Source organism: Streptomyces sp. CNP082, assembly GCF_059570535.1.
In genome coordinates, this window is sequence record NZ_JCANSZ010000021.1 from 1 (window position 1) to 16,620 (window position 16,620).

The following is a 16,620-nucleotide window of genomic DNA, read 5'->3' on the forward strand; positions in this document are numbered from 1 at the left end:
ACCTCCGCCAGCTCGTCGCGCGTTCACAGCCCAGCAGACGACCTCGCCGACGTTGCCCTACGCAGCGATCGAGTCGCATCTCCCAATTGGCGGTCGAGTCGTCGCGGGGCTCCGGGCGGCCAAGCTCCTTAAGCCATCACGGGCGCAACCCATGCAGCCATACCCAGAGCCCCTGGGCCCACCGATCTTACGAATGACCAGTTCGAACCCACGACTTGAAAGGTAGGGCACAGACCATGACCCAGAACCGTCCCCCCGCCTCGGACCTCGCCGCAGCCGCATGGCACGTCAGCAGTCACAGCGGCGGGCAGGGTGAGTGCGTGGAGGTGGCCGACAACCTAGGTCACATAGTCGCGGTCCGCGACAGCAAGGACCGCGAGGGCCCGGTGCTCGTCTTCAGCCGCGCCGCATGGGCCGCCTTCCTCCACCACCTTCGCTGAGCCGGCCGAGCTGGACGCCCCAGCAGCGCCGCCTCCTCCTGCGCGAGCACCCCGGCCTCCTCGACACCGATCTGGGTGTCCTCGGCCAGCTTGGCCATGTCGGCGTCCCGGGCCGCCTGTTCCACCTCCCCGGCCTCTTTGACCGCGGCGGAGTCCGTGTCGGCCGCCAGCACCGCAGCCTTCGCGAACTCGGTGGACCGCTTGGCGTACTCGATCGCCTCGCCTGCGTGCTCCGCCGCCTCCTCGGCGGCAGCCGCCGCCTTCTCGGCGTGGTCCGCCGCGCTGTTGGCGGCGTCGCGTGCCACGCGTGCCGCGGCAGCCGCCCTGTTCGACAGCGCCTGGGAGGTGTTCGCGGCCCGGGTGGCCCGGGCAGCGGCGGCGTTGGCCTCGGCGGCGGCCCGGCGGGCCTCGGCCGCCTGCGCCTGGGCGGCGCCCGCGGACGTGGCGGCGGCAGCGGCGGCACACGCCGCCGCGGCGGCGTTCTGGGCCGCGCTCGCGGCGGCGGAGCCGGCGGACGAAGCCCTGGACGAGGCGATGGCGGCCTGGTCGGCCGCCGCCGCGGCGGTACGTGCCCGGCGCGCGGCGTCACGGGCACCCTCGGCGGCAGCGCGGGCGGCCGACGCCTGGGAGGCGTCCTTGGACGCGGCGATGGCGGACCGGTAGGCCCGCGCGGCGGCCCGGCCGGCCGCCGCGGCGGAGGCGGCGGCTGCCTGCGCCGCCCGCGCGGCCCGCTGGGAGGCGTTCTGCGCCTGCCGGGACGCGGCGATGGCCGTACGGGCGGCACTCGCGGCTCCCCGGGCGGCACTCGCGGCGTTGTTCGCGGCCCGCGCCGACCTGCGCACGTCCCCCTCGGCGGCGGCCGCCTCCTCGGCGGCCTCCAGAGCGGCGGCCTTGGCCTTCGCGGCGGCCTCCTTCGCCTTGTCGGAAGCGGCGACGGCCTGCTCCGTATTGAGCTTGGCCTTCTCGCCCTCCCGCGCCACGATCTCGACCAACTGCGCGATCTCCGCGGCCTCTTCGTCGCGGGCGCGGGCGATGTTCTGGCCGGAGACGAGGAACTGGTGCACCGCCTCGGGCGATCCGTCGTCCAGGGCGCGCTGTGCGTACTCCCGCACCCACGGCGTGGCCGTCGCGAGGAGGTAGACGACCTCCACCCGCTCGTCCTCGTTCCTGGCGGTGTACTGGATGTCGTCCAGGAAGTCCCGCAGGGCGGTCTCGGTGCCCGCGTCCAATGCCTCCGACGCCTTCTGCCGGACCGTGGTGCCGGAGTTGTTCATGATGACGGTGACCGCGACCCGCAGATCCTCCATCAGCGAGGGCTGGAAACCTCCCGCCAGATAGGCGGTGACCGCGTCGTCCCCGCCGGACAGAGCCGCGCCCGCCGACGCCTGCACGGCCCGGTCGGCGGAGGGGAGAGCGGCGACGACGGCGAAGCGGTTGTCCTCCGCCTGCAGCACGGGCAGTTCGGCGGTGAGGAATGCGGTGATCGCAGCAGAGTCGCCCGCCAGGGCGACGGCCGCGGCCTCCTGCACCCGGCGCCCGCCGGTCTTGTACGCCCAGACGGCTTGGCCCCGTTCGGTGTCCGGCAGACCGGTGTCCGTGCTGCTGGTGCCGACGGCGTGGGCCGTGGTGGCGGACCAGGCGGCGATGGCGGGCAGAGCGGGGGCCGCGGCTGCGCCGGCGAGGGTGGCGAGCACCCGGCGTCTGCTCCATAACCATTGAGACATGACGGGCATCCTTCCCGTGAGCAATCCATGGGGATTGAGGATGCGGTGTCCCAGCCACAGGGCGGGCCGTCGCGGTCGAGTACCGCGCCGCATCCTGTGGGGATGCGATTGACTGTACATGCCAAAGCCGGGGAGGTGGCAGATTGCGCGGCAGAGAGACCAGTGCCATGGCTCACTCAAAAGAGTGGTCTGTTACGGAATGCGACCGTCCTGTGCCTGGGCCGGGCGACGCTGGCGCTCACCTGCAAAGGAGGGCAGCATGACGGTTATGGCCGGACGACCCACTGAAGACCCCGGGACAGAACTGATCCCCCGCCCGGAGCGGACGCCGGACGCCCTCCGCACGGCTCTCGCACAGGTTGCCCCCCACCGCCTGGCCGAGATGGAGCAGCAAAAGAACGAGGCGATCGCCTTGTCGGTCAACTCGGGCTCGATCGCCCCGCTGCGCGGCTTCTTGATCACGTGGGCCACCCACATCGAGATCGCGCGGGACCTCGCCACCGCCCAGCAGTTGCGCGCCGCCGAACACGCTGCCCAGGCCCTGGAGCGCGACGATCCCGCGTGGAAGGTCGCCATGGACGACATCCGGGCGATCTTCGATGCGGCCCGCACGGCGGTGGGTGAATGACCTGGGCTTGGGAGTACGAGCCCAACGAACAGTTCGTCATCGGAGGAGAGAAGCCCGTTCCACCGGCCCTGGTTGTGCAGGTCGAGAAGAAGGCGGAGGAAATCGTACGTGCCGCCGAATCCTTGTACCTCCACGGCGCCGCCTACCAGGGAACCAGTGAGGGCACGAAGACGGCCACGGTCACCGACGGGTTCTTTCTCTACCTCGTCGTCCCGCGTCACGAGCGCCTTTACGTCCTTCAGGTCACCGCCCTCTGACAAGCGGAGCGCCGTCACCTCGACCGGCGCCACCGTCGGTCCATTGAGGCCCCCCGAACCGGCACCCGTTCGGCCGCCTCCCCGTCCCCGCGGGCCTGTGCGGTCGCCTCCTGTTCGGCCTGCTGCCAGTGCCGGCGCCGCTCCCGACGTCGCCGATGTCCGCCGGCTCTCGGGGAACCCCGGCCCAGGGCTGTTCATTTCAGGCGCCGGCGCCGCCGTCCACCGGCATGATCGCGCCGGTCACCCACGAGGCCCGGTCGCTGAGCAGCCACGCGGCCACCTCGGCGATCTCCCTGGGCTCGGCCATCCGGCCGAGTGGGGTGGAGGCGCTGATGCGCTCGACGACCCCGGGGGTCGCCTCCTCCCACGAGTCGATCATCTCCGTGGCGGTGCCGCCGGGCATGATGCCGTTCACCCGGATGCCCTCGCGGGCCCAGCTCACCGCGGCGGTCTCGGTGATGCTGTTGAGCGCACGCTTCATGGCGCCGTACGCGGGGAGGGCGGGGTTCGCGCGGCGGCTGCCGATGCTTGAGGTGTTGACGATCGCCCCGCCGCCGTTGCGGCGCATGACCTCGGCCTCGGCGGTCATGGCCGTCCAGTGCGCGCGGAAGTTCACCGCGAACTGCTCGTCGACGTCCTCGCCGCTCGTCGTGTCGAGCGGGCCGGGCCGCTGGATCGCCGCGCCGTTGTTGAAGGCGCCGTCGAGCCGGCCGTGCAGTTCCTCGACGCGGTCGACGGCGGCGCGGATGGTCGCGGAGTCGGCGAGGTCCATGGCGACGCTGTCGGCGACGCCTCCGTCGGCGCGGATACCGTCGACGATGCGGTCGAGGGCGCCGGTGCTGCGGGCGGCCAGTACGACGGCGGCGCCCTCGGCGGCGCAGAGCCTGGCCGCAGCCGCCCCGATGCCGCGGCTGGCGCCGGTGATGAACACGACCTTGCCGGTGAGCAGGCCGATGGGGGTGGTGTCAGGGTGGTGCGTGTCGTTCGTCATGGCATCAGTGTCAGGTCGCACCCGGACCGGATACAGGCACAGCCGGTACCAGGCTCACCGCGTGTCGGCGGGCCCGTTCACCGTATGAGCGGACAGGAACCCCGGGGTGCCTTCACCCCCGTCGGGAGCGGATCGGCCACAGGACGCCGGGCTGCCCGCCGGGCCGCGACGCCGGGCGCCGGGGCTTCGCCGCGACGCCCTGGCCGTGGAGCAGCCGCTCGCTCAGCTCCCAGAGCCGCTGCGCCGAGGCGGGGTCGACGGCGTGGGGCACGACGGTGGCCGGGGGGTGCTGTTCGGTGGCGAAGTCGATGGGCCTCGGGTGCTCGTCCAGGGGGGAGACGTCGTTGTCCTTGAGGTAGACGCCGCCGATCCCGGCGAGCAGGGGGCTGGCCGCCGCGAACACGCTGGTGCTGGCGCCCTGTTGCAGGGTCTTCTTCTCGCGGTCGGGGTCGATGACCGGCTGGCCGGAGCCGTCGATCAGCCCCATGGTCCGCAGTGCCTCGTCGCTCATCGAGGGTGGCTGCGCTTCGCCCTCGGCGTGCCAGGGCCCCAGGTTCGTACCGACGACGATGCCCGGGTGCACGGCGTAGCCGCGGATGCCCTCCGCGGCCCAGCGGCGGTCGAGTTCCACGGCGAACAGCACGTTGGCGGTCTTGGACTGGCCGTATCCCAGCATGCCCATGTCGTCGTAGCCGGTGGTGAAGTGCGGGTCGTCCCAGCGGATGCCGGACAGGCGGTGGCCGCCGGACGTCAGGTTGACGACCCGGGCGCCGTGGGCGGCGCGCAGTGCGGGCAGCAGGCCCAGGGTGAGCTGGAAGTGGCCCAGGTGGTTGGTCGCGAACTGCGATTCGTAGCCCCGCGCGTCCCGGACCAGCGGGCCGCCCATGAGGCCGGCGTTGTTGAGGAGGACGTGGAGGGGACGGCCGGAGTCGAGGTACCGGGCGGCGAAGGCGTCGACCGACTCCGGGTCGAGGAGGTCGAGCCGGCCGGTCTCCACGCGCGCGATCCCGGCGAGCTTCGCCGCGGCGCGGCCGGGGTTGCGCGACGCGACCGTGACGGACGCGCCGGCCCTGCTGAGTGCGCGGGTGGTCGCCAGGCCGAGGCCGTTGTGGCCGCCGGTGATGACGACGTTCGTACCCGAGAGGTCGAGGCCCGCCAGGACCTCGTCGGTCGTCGACGCGGCCGTGAAGCCGGATCCGATGGGGTGCTGCTTGTGTGCCGTCCGCTGCGTCATGCCTCCACTCTGTGCGCGATCGCCCGGACGATGAATACTTGCCGGTCCGCCTTTCTTGCGCGAGAGTACGAGGATGGCTGCTGATCACCTGTCCGAGGTGTTCGACCTCGTCGAGGTCCGCGGCGTGGTGTCGGGCGGATTCGCCGTACGGGGCCCCTGGGTGTCCCGCGCGGCGGTCGAAGGGCTGAAGTTCACCGCGATGGTGAGCGGCCGGGCCCGCCTGACCACCGACGGCGTCGAGGGTCCGGTCGAGCTCGAACCGGGAGACGTCGCCGTCCTGAACGACCGCTCGTGGCTGCGGATCGAGGGCGGCACCGGCGACGGGCCACGCCGCGAGGTCGTGCCCGAGGCGGAGTTCGCCTCCGCCCGCCTCATCGGCGTCGACCGCGGCACCGATGTCGTCGTCGGCGGCCATGTCGACCTCAACCCGGCCGGCCGGGCGCTGCTGCTGCAGGCCCTCCCGCCGCTGGCGCACGTCCGCGGGTCGGCCCCGGCCGCGGCCCACCTGCGCGGCAGCCTCCACCGGCTGTTCGCCGAGGTGACGGAGTACCGCGTGGGGTCCGCGTTCGCGATCCGCCAGCACGGTCAGCTCCTGCTGCTCGAGGTGCTGCGCGCGTACATCGACCAGGCCGAGCTGCCCCCGGGCTGGCTGCGGCTGCTGACCGAGGAGAGACTGCGGCCGGCGCTCGACCTCATCCACGCCGATCCCGGAAAGCCCCGGGGCCTGCGGGACCTGGCGCGCGCGGCGGCGATGTCGCCGTACGTCATTCGCGGAGCACTTCCGCACCGTGGCGGGCGTACCGCCGCTGACCTATCTCCACCGCTGGCGGATGCTGCTGGCGCAGCGGGCCCTGCGCGACAGCGACGTCTCGGTCGCCGCGCTGGCAGCCGAGCTGGGGTACGGCTCGGCGAGCGCTTTCAGCACCGCGTTCAAACGGGAGGTGGGCGAAGCACCGCTGCGCTACCGGCACCGGGTGCGGCACGGACTGTCCGCGCCACCCTGAGCGTTCGCGGTGCTCCCCGCTGTCACGAGCCGCGCTCCTCGCCGGTCGTGAGCACCATGCGGAAGCGGGCGTCGCCGGCCGTCATCTTCGCGTACGCCTCCCCCGCCCGCTCCAGCGGAACGGTCTCGACCATCGGGTGGATGCCGTGCGCGCGGGCGAGGTCCCTCTTCCCCTCTCCGCGGGCGATGGCGGCCACGCGGAAGCCCATGGCGCGGGCGCGGTCGGCAAAACAAGCCCGGGGCGGAGTGAAGATGCCGGACCGGCAGGGTGCGGGACAATGGAGATGCGGGGTGGTGACTCTACGTACACACGCAGCCGGGCGAGGGCAGGGTGAGGACTGATGCGCAGCCGTTTCGAACCCGACCGGCAACTGACCACGCGCATGGTGGTCACGATGTTCCTGCTCGGGCTGGTGTACGTGGTGTTCGTCGCCGCGCTTATCGTCCTGCTCAAGTCCGTCGTCCTGGTGCTCGTCATCGCCGCCGCGCTGCTGGGCGCGCAGTACTGGTACTCGGACCGGATCGCCCTGTACGCGATGCGCGGCAGATTCGTCACACCCGAGGAAGAACCCCGGTTGCACGGCATCGTCGACCGGCTGTGTGCCACCGCTGACCTGCCCAAACCCCGGGTTGCCGTCTCCGAGATGGACCTGCCGAACGCGTTCGCCACCGGCCGCAACGCCGACCACGCCGTCGTCTGCGTCACCACCGGGCTGGAGCGCCGCCTGACGACCGAGGAGCTCGAAGGCGTCCTCGCCCACGAGCTCTCCCACATCGCGCACCGTGACGTGGCGGTGATCACCATCGCCTCGTTCCTGGGCGTGATCGCGGGGCTCGTCGTCCGCTTCGCCTTCTACTCCCAGATATTCGGCGGGCGCCAGCGCGACCAGAACACCGTCGCCGTCCTCGCCGTGGTCATGGCGGTCTCCGCCCTCGTCTACGCGCTCAGCTTCGTGCTCATCCGCGCCCTCTCGCGCTACCGCGAGCTGGCCGCCGACCGCGCCGGGGCCATGCTGACCGCGAAGCCCTCCGCGCTGGCCTCGGCCCTCACCAAGATCAGCGGGGACATCGCCCGTATCCCCACCCGGGATCTGCGCACCGCCCAGGCGTTCAACGCGTTCTTCTTCACCCCCGCCCTCGGCCCAGGCACCGCGGTGGCCAAACTGTTCTCCACCCACCCCAGCCTGGAACGCCGCCTGGACGCCCTCGCAAAGCTCTCCGCCGAGCTGGGCGAACCGGGCAGCGGGACTCCCTGAGAAGGGGCTGAGACCTCGTGGGCTTCCTGGACTCCCTGTTCGGCCGGTCCAAGCCGGTCAGGCCCGACCTGGACCAGCTCTTCGGCCTCCCCTCCGCCGCGATCACGCTCCAGGCGGCCACCGGCTTCACCCCGACCGGCGCCGGCTCGGTGTGCTTCGCCTCGGTGGAGGGCGGGGCCTTCGCGCAAGTCCAGCAGGAGGTACGGGCCCTGCTGGACGCCGACTCCGAGCGGGCCGGCGTGCCGGTGGAGTTCAGCCGTGACGACTACGGATACTCCTGGCTGCTCTCCCGCCGCGCCCCCGGCGGCCTGCCCGCGCTGGTGGGCGACCTGCACGCGGTGAACACGGCGCTGCAGGACAGCGGCTTCGGGCCGCAGCTCCTGTGCTCGCTGGTCTCCTTCCGCGATGCCGAGCAGCGCCCCTTGGCGCTGGTCTACCTCTACAAGCGCGGCACCTTCTACCCCTTCGCCCCGCTGCCCGGCGAGAAACGCGACAACCCGCTGGAACTCCAGGTCAAGGCAGTGGTCAAGGACGACCTGCGCGTCGAGCAGGACCTGAGCCGCTGGTTCCCGCTGTGGGGCGCCCCCGGCCTGTGAACCGGCCGCCACAGCGCTCAGCCGGACGGGATCATCTCCTTGAGCACCTCGTCGAGCGGGGTGGGACGGAGATCGAAGGTCTCTTCCATGCGGGAGGAGTCCAAGACGAACGGCCCGCGGAACTGGTACTGCACCTCCGGCAGCTCCCGCACGAGAGGCGAGAACAGCCCGCCGGCCTTGAGCAGCCAGCCCGGCATGGCGCGCAGCCGCGGCTCGCGCACCCCGGCCAGCCGGGCCAGGCGGGCGGCCAGTTCCCGTACGGACAGCGGCGGCGGGGTGGGCGCGTGCCAGACCCGGCCCCAGGCCCGCTCGTCCTGCGCGACCGTCACCAGCGCCCGGGCGGCGTCGCGGGTCGCCGTCCAACTGTGCGCGGCGTCGAGGTCCGCGGGCACCAGCGCGGGCTTGCCGGCCAGCACCTTGGGCGCGACGGTGAGGGTGATGACGGAGTACGCGCCGGTGCCGATGAAGTCCGAGGCACGGACGGTGGCCAGGCGCACCCGCCCGGCCTCGTGCGCGGCGTCCGCCTGCCGCCAGACCTCGGCCCGTACGCGGCCCTTGACGCTGGACGGCGCCAGGGGCAGGTCCTCGGTCATTGCCCCCTCGACCGGCCCGTAGGCGTAGAGGTTGTCCAGCATGACGTAGTCGGCACCGGTGCGCTCCGCCGCGGTGAGCATCCCTGCGGCCAGCGGCGGGAGGGACTTGGCCCAGGCGTGGTACGGCGGAGCGGCGCAGTTGAACAGGGTGGCGGCGCCCTGGGCGACCTCCGAGAGGCGGTCGGCGTCGGCGGCGTCGGCGGCCACCCGCTCGATCGACGGGTGCTCGGGCCCGCCGCCGCTGCGGGTGACCAGGCGGACGCGGTGGCCGGCGTCGGCGAGCAGACGTGCGGTGGCCGCACCGGTGCCGCCGGCACCGACCACGACGGCAAGAGACATGCGCTCCTCCAGGGCTCCGGACGGCTCAATACCAGGGTGCGGCAACCCCCGTACACACACGCATTGCTGAGCACCTGGAGGTTCAGACTATGCCCACGGCGGATCAGGACGCGGTGAGCCGTCGGACTGTCAGGCCGTACGGAGGAGGAACCGCTGGTCGGCTCCGCCTGTGCACCGCTCGGCGCAGAGCCGTGCCGCGCGGGCTCCGGGCGGCGGGCGCCCGCGCGGCACGAGGGATTACGGCTTCACCTGGACCCGGTCGAGTGCCGGCGGGGTGAGCGGTGCCTGTGCGGAGAGGTAGCCGGCCAGTGCGTCGGGGCCGGAGTAGGCGGTCCGGTGCTGGGCGCCGGCACCGCGCAGGGTGGTGAACCCGGCAGCGCCGCCGCTGGCCGCGAACTCCTTGGACAGCGCCGCGACGCGGTACGTGGCGTGGGGCGTGAGCCGCTTGCCGTCGATACGGACGTCTGCGAGCTTGACGCGCTCGCCGACGGGCGCCGTCGGGTCGTAGCGGTAGCTGACGTTGTCCGAGACGCTGAGCGGCCGGAAGGTGACGCTGCCACCGGTGCCCTGCTGCCACTGGCTCTCCAGCAGCTCGTCGAACTCGCGGCCCGTCACCTCGCCGCTGGTGAGCGCCGCGCCGAAGCCCCCGGTCTCGTGGATCACCCCGGCCATGATCTCGTCGAAGAGGACGCGGCCCGGGGCGTCGGCGGGCCGGTTCGCCGCCGGCGCGTAGGCGAGGTCGCGCAGCAGGGTGCTCGGCAGCACGAGCCCGACGTCGGCACCGCCGTCCTTCCGCGCCGCCCACCGGAACGCGTCGGCGGCGGCGTTGCCCAGGGCCGACTCCTCCGCGTCCGCGGACGTACGGGAGAGGTCGCCCGCGATGTCGGCGACGGGTTCGTCGCGGCGCTCGGCGAGCCGGTCGCGCCAGTACTGCGCCATCCGGAGCACCTCGGGGTCCGGCGTCACGGTGCGGGTGTTGGCGTGGTTGACGGCCGCGGTGCGGTCGCGCAGGACGTCGCCGGTCTCAGGGTCCAACTGCAGGTTGATCTCGCTGATGAGGCGGCCGTGGTTGGCGGCCTCGACGACCGGGCGGGGGTTGCCTGCCGGGTCGGGCAGCATGCAGTTGGCGAGGGCGTGCCAGTGCCCGGTGACGATGGCGTCGACGGCGGGCGAGATCTGCTTGTTCATCTCGACCATCGGCCCGGAAGGGTTCGTGCAGTCGTTGTAGAAGTCGCCGGCCTGCGCGAATCCCTCGTGCGCCACCGCGACGACGGCCTCCACGCCCTGGGCCTGCAGCTCGGCCGCGTAGCGGTTGATCTCCTGCGCTTCCGGCAGCACCCGCAACTGGCCGGACGGCCAGTACGAGAGCCCCCCTTCGGGCGTGGTGGCCGTGGTGGTGTGGATGAAGCCCACGGGCAGCGTGCCGCCGTGGCCGTCGTCGACCTGCTCGACGTGGTACGGCTTCACGACCAGCTCGTCGGTCGCGCCGTTGACGACGTTGGCCGAGTAGTAGTCGAAGTCGGCGCCCTGGAACTTCTCCCCGGTGGAGTCGGTGAAGCACAGGTCGCCGTCGGGGCGGCCCTCGCAGGTGCCTTCCGTCATGTGGCGGAGGTAGTCGAGGTTGCGGTCCAGCTCGTGGTTCCCGACCGTCGAGAACTGCAGACCGATGTGGTTGAGGTACTCGATCGTCGGCTCGTTCCAGAAGAAGGCGGTCTCGAACGGCCAGCCGGAGAAGTCGTCCCCGGCGGAGAAGAGGATCGAGTTCTTCTCGGGCAGGGCGGCCTGGTCACGGAGACGGTCCAGGTGGGCTGCCAGGTAGGCGCCGCCGCCGACGGTCTGGGACGCCTCACCGGCGTGGGCGCCCGGCACCGTCGTGGTGTAGTCGCCGAAGTAGCCGTGGAGATCGGTGATCGACAGCAGTTGCACGGGGACGGGGTCGGCCGCTTCGCCGGCGGTGTCGTCCGCTGCGGCGGCGGCCGGCAGCGGCAGGGTCAGGGCGAGAGCTGCGGCGGTCGCGGTGGCCAGCCGGTGCCGCCGAGGGCGTCTGATCCGCAAGTGGGCGTCGGACATGGTGCGATGGCTCCTTGAGAAGGGTGAGTGGCCGCTGGGGACCCGCCATGCCCGCATCCAGGCAGCGTGACGACGAGGCAACGGCCGCGGTGAGTGTTCTGCCGGGACGCGAACGGTGGGTGACCTGGGAGTGCCGGGGGCCGGAACTTCTCTGCGGTCGTCTCCGGGACGCGGGGCTGCTGGGCGCGACACCCTCCGCCCGCGGGCCGCGGGCCGCGACCCGGCAAACGCCCCCGTCCGCCCGGGTCGCGGCCCGCTCCCTCTCCCCCCGGCTCAGCCTTCCCGCGTGGACTCGGACGGACCGCCGTCGTGGTGGATGTGCAGTTCGCCGTTCTGGACCGTGTAGAGAGACGCGTGGTCCTTCGCGACGTTCTCCTGGGCCGAGCCCGGTTCGTCGCCCGTCGGCGTCGGTACGGGTGCCGGGGGCTCGGACCGGGGCTGGTGGACCTCGACGTGGTTCTCGTGACCGGCGACGACCGCGCCGTTGGCGTCTCCGCCGATGCGGATCGTGAACCGGTCGCCCGACGACTTCGTCATGGCGGGCCTTCCCTTCTGCGGGTAGGGGGATCAGGGCGAGGCCGTGCGGGCCCCGAGCGGCTACTGGACGCGGGTCCAGGTCTCGGTCCCGCAGGTGAAGCATTCCCAGCTGCCGTCCGACTGCGCCGTCGACTCGACGTCCGCGGTCTTTCCGTCGGACGCCACGTTGATCGTGAGGTCCGCCTGCCCGAGGACCGTGCAGGAATCCTGATCTCGCACCGGCATCTCGCCGCTGTAACTGCCGTCGCTGCCGCTGACGTTCAGGGTGTCGACGCCGCCGCAGGGGGCTTGTACGGGCATGGTGTACGAGCCGGGACCCGACTCGGTGACCCTGGCGACTCCGCCCGCTTCGGTCCGCCACACTCCCGCGAACTCGTCCGTGGGCCCGCTGGGGGGTTCCGGGTCCTGGTTCTGCTGGATGCCGATGCCGACCGCGACCGCCACGGCTGCCGCGGCCAGCAGGCCCAGGCCCGCGCCCATGGCACTCAGTCCGCCGGCGGCGGCGCCCGCCGGGGCGGCTCCGCCCGCTGCGGCGCCACCGGCGCCGGTCGTGCCCGCGGACGCCGAACCGACGGACTGGCCGGTGGTCTGCGCTACCGGGTCCATCAGGTGCGCCGCGGTGTCGGGTGCGGGCGGGGCCGGCGAGTTGGCGAGGCCCGCCGGGTCCGTTCCCCAGTCGGGCCCGCCTCCCTGGGAAGCCCAGGCGTCCGGGGCGGGCGAGGTCCCGGCGGCGTCGGGCGTCGGCGCAGCCGGACCGGCGTCGGGTACGTCCGGCCACGTACCGGCGTCGGGGCTCTGGCCAGGACCGGCTCCCCAGGAACCGGCATCGGGAGCGTGTCCGGCGCCCGGGTCCGGGGTGCCCGTGCCGGAGCCCGGATCCGTAGCCACGGCGGAGCCCGGATCCGTGCCCGTGCCGGGGCCCGGGTCGGCGGCCACGGTGGAACCCGGGTCGGCACCCGTGGCGGGGCCCGGGTCGGTGCCCATGGTGGAGCCCGGGTCGTTGCCCGGGGCGGTCTGTACCGGTGTTTCCGGTGGCGCGTACTGCTGTGCGTTCAGCGCGGCTTCCGCACCGCGGCTGTCGCCCAGCTCCCGCCACAGCGCCACCGCCTCGGCCAGCAGGACCCCGGCCGTCACCCGCTGTCCGATCAGCAGGCAGCGGATGGCCCGCTCGTGGGTGAAGTACGCGCTGGCCGTGCCGTCGCCGGCCCGCTGGGCGGCGTCCTGCCCCTGGTCGAGCAGCCGGCCCCAGACCCCGAACCGCAGCGACCGCGCCAGCAGGGGCGACACCGCCCGGGCAAGCTGCACCGCGAGGTCCGGCCGTCCCTGCCGCTGGGCCAGTTCCGCGGACAGCTCCAACGCCCGCCCGTGCTCCGCGACCTGGGCGGCGGTGGCGGTCCCCGAAGCCGCCCAATGGGTGAAGTGGCCGCACAGCCGGTCGGCGGAGAACGGCCCGGGGGTCCGGCGCCGCACCTCCGTCACCGCGTCGGGCGCACACCGGTAGCCCCGCTCCGTGGCGAGCGCCAGCCCCAGCCCGGCCAGCTCCGCGCAGAGCGCGTCCGGGTCGTCCGCCTCGCACAGCGCGCCGATGTGGACCGGGGCCAACTCCGCGTCGTACAGGGTCGCGAGGAGGCGCAGCGCATCCATCGCCACCGCGTCGAGGCGCTGGAACAGCAGCGGGAGCAGGCCCTCGATCTCGGCGGGGCGGGGCAGCGTGACGTTGCTCGACGCGTCCAGCCCGGCGAGCCCCGCCGCCCGCAGCAGCAGCAGGGGGCGTCCGAGCGACAGCGTGCACAGCTCGTCCGCCGCGACGCGTTCGCTCTCGGGCAACGGCCCGCGCAGCTCCCTGGCCAGCAGTTCCAGGCTCGCCTCGGGGTGCAGCCCCTGGAGTTCCACCTGCGTACCCTCGCCGAGCAGCGACCGCTGGTGGCTGGCGAAGACGAACGTCGCGGCCGGGGCCGCGTCCGCGAGGGTGCGTAACTGCTCGGGGCTCAGGTCCGCGTCGTCCAGGTAGACGGTCACCGCCACGTTCGCCATGAGCCGGCGCAGCTCCGTCCTCGTCGGCGCGTATCCCGGTGCCTCGTAACACGCCTCGAAGATTTCCTGGGCGAGGTCCTCGATCTCCCGGTGGGCGGCGCTCAGGAAGAGCACCCCGTCCCGTCCGGGGGCCAGGCGGCGCGCCGCGTGCCGCAGGAGGGTGCTCTTGCCCACGCCCGGCGGCCCCCAGAGCTGTACCAGACCGCCCTCGCGGACGGCCGCGTCCAGAGCGCGTAACTCGTCGTCCCGCCCTACGGGTTCACGCTGTACGCGCGGCAGCAGCAGCGTGTGGTCCCGGCGCTCGGGTCTGGGGTGCTCCGGGGGCGGGATCACGTGCACGGTGGAGCCGTTGCCGTCGATCACGACGTTGTGGTGGCCGACGATCAACGTCCCCGACATGTCCCCGCCGACGGCCGCACGGTAGTCGTCGCCCGCTCGCCCGCCCTGCTCCTGCTGTGCCCCGCGTCCGTCTTCTCCGTGGTGCCCGTCTTCTCCGTGGTGTCCGTCTTCTCCGTGGTGTCCGTCCAGCGTGCCCCCGGCAGGTCCGGCCGGTTCCCGCTGGCCTGCGCCCGTGTCGTCCATCGCTACGTCTCATTCCCGGCCGCGCCGAGCGCGACCGCCCCTTGGTGGATCACCGCGACGTTCGGTACTGAGTGGGTCACACTAGTGAGCGCTTCGGCGCCGGATACCGTCGTATGACGGCATCTGAGCACTTTCTTTCACCTGTCAGGTTGGTCGTAACCGATGGCGTGCAGCCTGTCGAGGTCCTCGACCCGGAAAGCCCGGTAGCCCGTGGAGATGACGCCCGCTTCGCGGAGCCGGCGCAGCGCCTTCTGCACCGTGGGTTCCGCCGCACCTGACAGAGTCGCGAGCTCCGGCTGGGTGATCGGCCAGCGGATCGCGACGCCGCCGCCCGCGCGCTCGCCGTGGGTCAGCGCCACCTGGTGCAGCACGCGGGCCAGCCGGGTGGGGACATCGCAGCCGGTGAAGTCGATGCGGTGGGTGTTGGCGGCACGGAGCTTGGCGACGACCGAGGCGTTGACGGCGTGGGCGATCGCCGGATTCCGGTGCAGGCAGCCGAGGAACGCCTCGCGGCCGGCGACCCTCGCGATCACGGTGCCGCACGCGGTGACCGTCGCCGACCGGGGCTTTCCATCCGCCGCGGCGAGTTCGCCGACCAGTTCCCCGCCCATGCGGACGGCGAGCAGGGCGTCCCGGCCGTCGTGGGTGCGCCCCGTCGCCTTCACCACTCCGTCGATGAGGATCAGGACGTAGGCGGTCTCGTCCCCTTCGCGCATGACGATGCGGCCGGCCTCGTACGCCACCCGCGTACCGAGCGCGAGGAGACGTTCCCGGTCCGGCCGGGCGAGCGAGCCGAGCAGGCTCGCCGGTGGCCAGCCCCGCGCCTCGCCGCCCGGCTGATCGCCCGCGCCCCGGCCCGGCACCGTACCGCTCATGCGTTCCCCGCCTCCCGCCGACCCGGGGCCACCGTCGAAGAAGTGTGCAGACGGGCCCACTTCGGCCTCGTGGTCAACGAAGCACCTGCGACTCCCCGTCGATTCAGTATTCCGACGGGATCCGGGCCGCTCAAGCAGGGCACAGTGAGAACACACGGCGAGGTCTGTTCCGACGTCAGGAGGTACGCATGCAAGAAGAGGTGGAATACCGGGCCCTGTTCGCCGTGGACATCGAACGCTCGGCCGGACGCGGCGACGCAGCGCTCCTCCGGATCCGCGCCGCCCTCGGGGCCGCGCTCCGTGCGTCGTTCGAGCGCAGCGGGATCGACTGGGAGCAGTGCCTGTGTGCCGACCTCGGCGACGGCATGCAGGTGACGGCTCCGGCGGGGGTCGCGAAGACCAAGCTGATTCATCCGCTGATCCATGAACTCGAAGCCCGTTTGCAGGCTCACAACACGCTGGCCGGCGAGCTCACCCGGATCCGCCTCCGCGTCGCCCTGCACGCGGGCGATGTCCACGTCCAGGCGGACGGCCGGGTCACCGGCAGCCCGCTCGAAGTGCTCGCCAGGCTGCTGAACGCGTCACCCACCCGGAACGCCCTCGTCCAGGTTCCCGGCACGGCCGCGGCGCTCATCGTCTCGCAGCACTTCTACGAGGAGACGGTCTGCCACGGCCGTCCGGGGATCGACCCGGCAGCCTTCCGCAGCACCCCCGTCACGGAGAAGGAATACAGGGCGTCCGCGTGGCTCCACGTACCCGGCAACCGGGATGCCGCGCCCACCCCGGAAGCACCTCGGCAGGCCGGACCCGCCGAAGGCGCCCGGGACCGCGCGGGCGGCCGGCCCGGACCGCGCCGGAGCACGATGACCAACAAGGCGTCGGGACACGGGATCATCAACGCGACCCAGAACGGCACCCAGACCATCCACATCACCAGGGACGACACCTGAAGGAGTCCAGGTGGCAGCGGAGTTGAGCGCCCTGGCCCACGCGGGAGCCGCCGCGCTGGTCGCGGCCATGGCGACGGACCTGTGGCAGAGCACGCGGGACCGTGTGCTCGGCCTCTTCCGCCGGGCCGACCCGGGCGGCACCCCCGCGATCGAGGCCCGGCTCGATGACAACGCCGAGATGATGCGGCGGACCACGGACCTCCAGGACGTACGGCAGGCCCTGTCCGGGTACTGGGCCCTGGAACTGGAGTCGCTCCTGCGCCGGGACCCGTCGTGCAGCGGCCCCCTGTCCCAGTTGACCGCCGGCATCGCCGGTGCCCTCCCTGACCAGGGGAGGTCGTTCGTCCAGGAGCAGCACAACAGCGCCCGGGACTCGGGAACGGTCATGGCCGTCCAGTACGGCAACCTCCACACGCACCGCCCCGCAGGACCCGCTCCCGGCCCGGCCCCGCCGGGCGATCCTCCGCCAACGGGGTAAGGGAGCACGACCGGACAGACCGCCGCCGGCGGT

16 protein-coding genes are annotated in these 16,620 nt (G+C 72.8%); 8 read left to right on the top strand and 8 right to left on the bottom strand.

From position 1 onward, the window contains the following. The first annotated feature begins 236 nt into the window (after nucleotides 1–236). Entirely contained in the window at nucleotides 237–440 is a 204-nt protein-coding gene (locus B124_RS18160; protein ID WP_496503916.1) for a DUF397 domain-containing protein, read from the top strand. Here the strand turns inward: B124_RS18160 and B124_RS18165 are convergent. Continuing rightward, complete coding sequence (locus tag B124_RS18165) at nucleotides 344–2,164, bottom strand: ALF repeat-containing protein (protein ID WP_496503917.1); 1,821 nt, start codon at nucleotides 2,162–2,164, stop codon at nucleotides 344–346. The two genes, B124_RS18160 and B124_RS18165, sit on opposite strands and share 97 nt — an antisense overlap. A gap of 259 nt (nucleotides 2,165–2,423) precedes the next feature. On the opposite strand from B124_RS18165, the gene B124_RS18170 reads away from it, so the two are divergent. Next, a complete protein-coding gene (locus B124_RS18170) occupies nucleotides 2,424–2,792 on the top strand; it encodes a DUF6247 family protein (RefSeq protein ID WP_496503918.1) in 369 nt (122 codons plus the stop codon). Continuing rightward, nucleotides 2,789–3,049, top strand: a complete 261-nt coding sequence (locus B124_RS18175) for a hypothetical protein (RefSeq protein WP_496503919.1) — start codon at nucleotides 2,789–2,791, stop codon at nucleotides 3,047–3,049. The genes B124_RS18170 and B124_RS18175 overlap by 4 nt, the downstream gene beginning before the upstream one ends. Nucleotides 3,050–3,248: 199 nt before the next feature. Here the strand turns inward: B124_RS18175 and B124_RS18180 are convergent, their stop codons facing one another. After that, the gene (locus B124_RS18180) at nucleotides 3,249–4,040 is read right to left on the bottom strand and encodes an SDR family NAD(P)-dependent oxidoreductase (protein WP_496503920.1); all 792 of its coding nucleotides are present in this window, start codon (nucleotides 4,038–4,040) and stop codon (nucleotides 3,249–3,251) included. Nucleotides 4,041–4,152: 112 nt separating this feature from the next. Then, entirely contained in the window at nucleotides 4,153–5,274 is a 1,122-nt protein-coding gene (locus B124_RS18185) for an SDR family NAD(P)-dependent oxidoreductase (RefSeq protein WP_496503921.1), read from the bottom strand. Nucleotides 5,275–5,347: 73 nt separating this feature from the next. Here B124_RS18185 and B124_RS18190 point away from each other — a divergent pair, with 73 nt between their 5' ends. The 3 genes from B124_RS18190 to pspAB are packed head-to-tail and all read left to right on the top strand — an operon-like array spanning nucleotide 5,348 to nucleotide 8,129. Further along, nucleotides 5,348–6,619: a cupin domain-containing protein gene (locus tag B124_RS18190; RefSeq protein WP_496503922.1), complete on the top strand. Its 1,272-nt coding sequence runs from the start codon at nucleotides 5,348–5,350 to the stop codon at nucleotides 6,617–6,619. Next, nucleotides 6,619–7,533, top strand: a complete 915-nt coding sequence (gene htpX / locus B124_RS18195) for a zinc metalloprotease HtpX (RefSeq protein WP_496503923.1) — start codon at nucleotides 6,619–6,621, stop codon at nucleotides 7,531–7,533. Before B124_RS18190 ends, htpX begins: the two co-directional genes overlap by 1 nt. A 17-nt stretch (nucleotides 7,534–7,550) precedes the next feature. Further along, complete coding sequence (gene pspAB, locus B124_RS18200; RefSeq protein WP_496503924.1) at nucleotides 7,551–8,129, top strand: PspA-associated protein PspAB; 579 nt, start codon at nucleotides 7,551–7,553, stop codon at nucleotides 8,127–8,129. Nucleotides 8,130–8,146: 17 nt separating this feature from the next. Here the strand turns inward: pspAB and B124_RS18205 are convergent, their stop codons facing one another. From B124_RS18205 to B124_RS18225, 5 genes are all read right to left on the bottom strand, one after another. After that, nucleotides 8,147–9,061: an NAD-dependent epimerase/dehydratase family protein gene (locus B124_RS18205; protein WP_496503925.1), complete on the bottom strand. Its 915-nt coding sequence runs from the start codon at nucleotides 9,059–9,061 to the stop codon at nucleotides 8,147–8,149. 237 nt (nucleotides 9,062–9,298) lie between these two features. After that, a complete protein-coding gene (locus tag B124_RS18210) occupies nucleotides 9,299–11,131 on the bottom strand; it encodes a bifunctional metallophosphatase/5'-nucleotidase (protein ID WP_496503926.1) in 1,833 nt (610 codons plus the stop codon). Nucleotides 11,132–11,404: 273 nt separating this feature from the next. After that, nucleotides 11,405–11,668 (bottom strand): hypothetical protein, encoded by a 264-nt coding sequence (locus B124_RS18215; protein ID WP_496503927.1) that lies wholly within the window; start codon nucleotides 11,666–11,668, stop codon nucleotides 11,405–11,407. Nucleotides 11,669–11,728: 60 nt separating this feature from the next. Then, nucleotides 11,729–14,284: an AAA family ATPase gene (locus B124_RS18220; protein ID WP_496503928.1), complete on the bottom strand. Its 2,556-nt coding sequence runs from the start codon at nucleotides 14,282–14,284 to the stop codon at nucleotides 11,729–11,731. 137 nt (nucleotides 14,285–14,421) lie between these two features. Next, nucleotides 14,422–15,159 carry a Crp/Fnr family transcriptional regulator gene (locus tag B124_RS18225; RefSeq protein ID WP_496503929.1) on the bottom strand — a complete coding sequence of 246 codons (738 nt, stop codon included), beginning with the start codon at nucleotides 15,157–15,159 and terminating at the stop codon, nucleotides 14,422–14,424. 188 nt (nucleotides 15,160–15,347) lie between these two features. On the opposite strand from B124_RS18225, the gene B124_RS18230 reads away from it, so the two are divergent. Both B124_RS18230 and B124_RS18235 read left to right on the top strand, forming a co-directional pair. Further along, entirely contained in the window at nucleotides 15,348–16,109 is a 762-nt protein-coding gene (locus tag B124_RS18230) for a hypothetical protein (protein ID WP_496503930.1), read from the top strand. 10 nt (nucleotides 16,110–16,119) lie between these two features. Next, on the top strand, nucleotides 16,120–16,587 hold the full coding sequence (locus tag B124_RS18235; RefSeq protein ID WP_496503931.1) for a hypothetical protein: 468 nt from the start codon (nucleotides 16,120–16,122) through the stop codon (nucleotides 16,585–16,587). Nucleotides 16,588–16,620: the final 33 nt, after the last annotated feature.

Excerpts from the sequence above, each read along its gene's own strand:
- B124_RS18175 (WP_496503919.1), top strand. The coding sequence starts at position 2,789 with ATGACCTGGGCTTGGGAGTACGAGCCCAACGAACAGTTCGTCATCGGA.
- B124_RS18165 (WP_496503917.1), bottom strand. The coding sequence starts at position 2,164 with ATGTCTCAATGGTTATGGAGCAGACGCCGGGTGCTCGCCACCCTCGCC.
- B124_RS18170 (WP_496503918.1), top strand. The coding sequence starts at position 2,424 with ATGACGGTTATGGCCGGACGACCCACTGAAGACCCCGGGACAGAACTG.
- B124_RS18230 (WP_496503930.1), top strand. The coding sequence starts at position 15,348 with ATGCAAGAAGAGGTGGAATACCGGGCCCTGTTCGCCGTGGACATCGAA.
- B124_RS18215 (WP_496503927.1), bottom strand. The coding sequence starts at position 11,668 with ATGACGAAGTCGTCGGGCGACCGGTTCACGATCCGCATCGGCGGAGAC.
- B124_RS18225 (WP_496503929.1), bottom strand. The coding sequence starts at position 15,159 with ATGAGCGGTACGGTGCCGGGCCGGGGCGCGGGCGATCAGCCGGGCGGC.
- htpX (WP_496503923.1), top strand. The coding sequence starts at position 6,619 with ATGCGCAGCCGTTTCGAACCCGACCGGCAACTGACCACGCGCATGGTG.
- B124_RS18190 (WP_496503922.1), top strand. The coding sequence starts at position 5,348 with ATGGCTGCTGATCACCTGTCCGAGGTGTTCGACCTCGTCGAGGTCCGC.
- B124_RS18220 (WP_496503928.1), bottom strand. The coding sequence starts at position 14,284 with ATGGACGACACGGGCGCAGGCCAGCGGGAACCGGCCGGACCTGCCGGG.
- B124_RS18205 (WP_496503925.1), bottom strand. The coding sequence starts at position 9,061 with ATGTCTCTTGCCGTCGTGGTCGGTGCCGGCGGCACCGGTGCGGCCACC.
- B124_RS18180 (WP_496503920.1), bottom strand. The coding sequence starts at position 4,040 with ATGACGAACGACACGCACCACCCTGACACCACCCCCATCGGCCTGCTC.
- B124_RS18210 (WP_496503926.1), bottom strand. The coding sequence starts at position 11,131 with ATGTCCGACGCCCACTTGCGGATCAGACGCCCTCGGCGGCACCGGCTG.
- B124_RS18185 (WP_496503921.1), bottom strand. The coding sequence starts at position 5,274 with ATGACGCAGCGGACGGCACACAAGCAGCACCCCATCGGATCCGGCTTC.
- B124_RS18160 (WP_496503916.1), top strand. The coding sequence starts at position 237 with ATGACCCAGAACCGTCCCCCCGCCTCGGACCTCGCCGCAGCCGCATGG.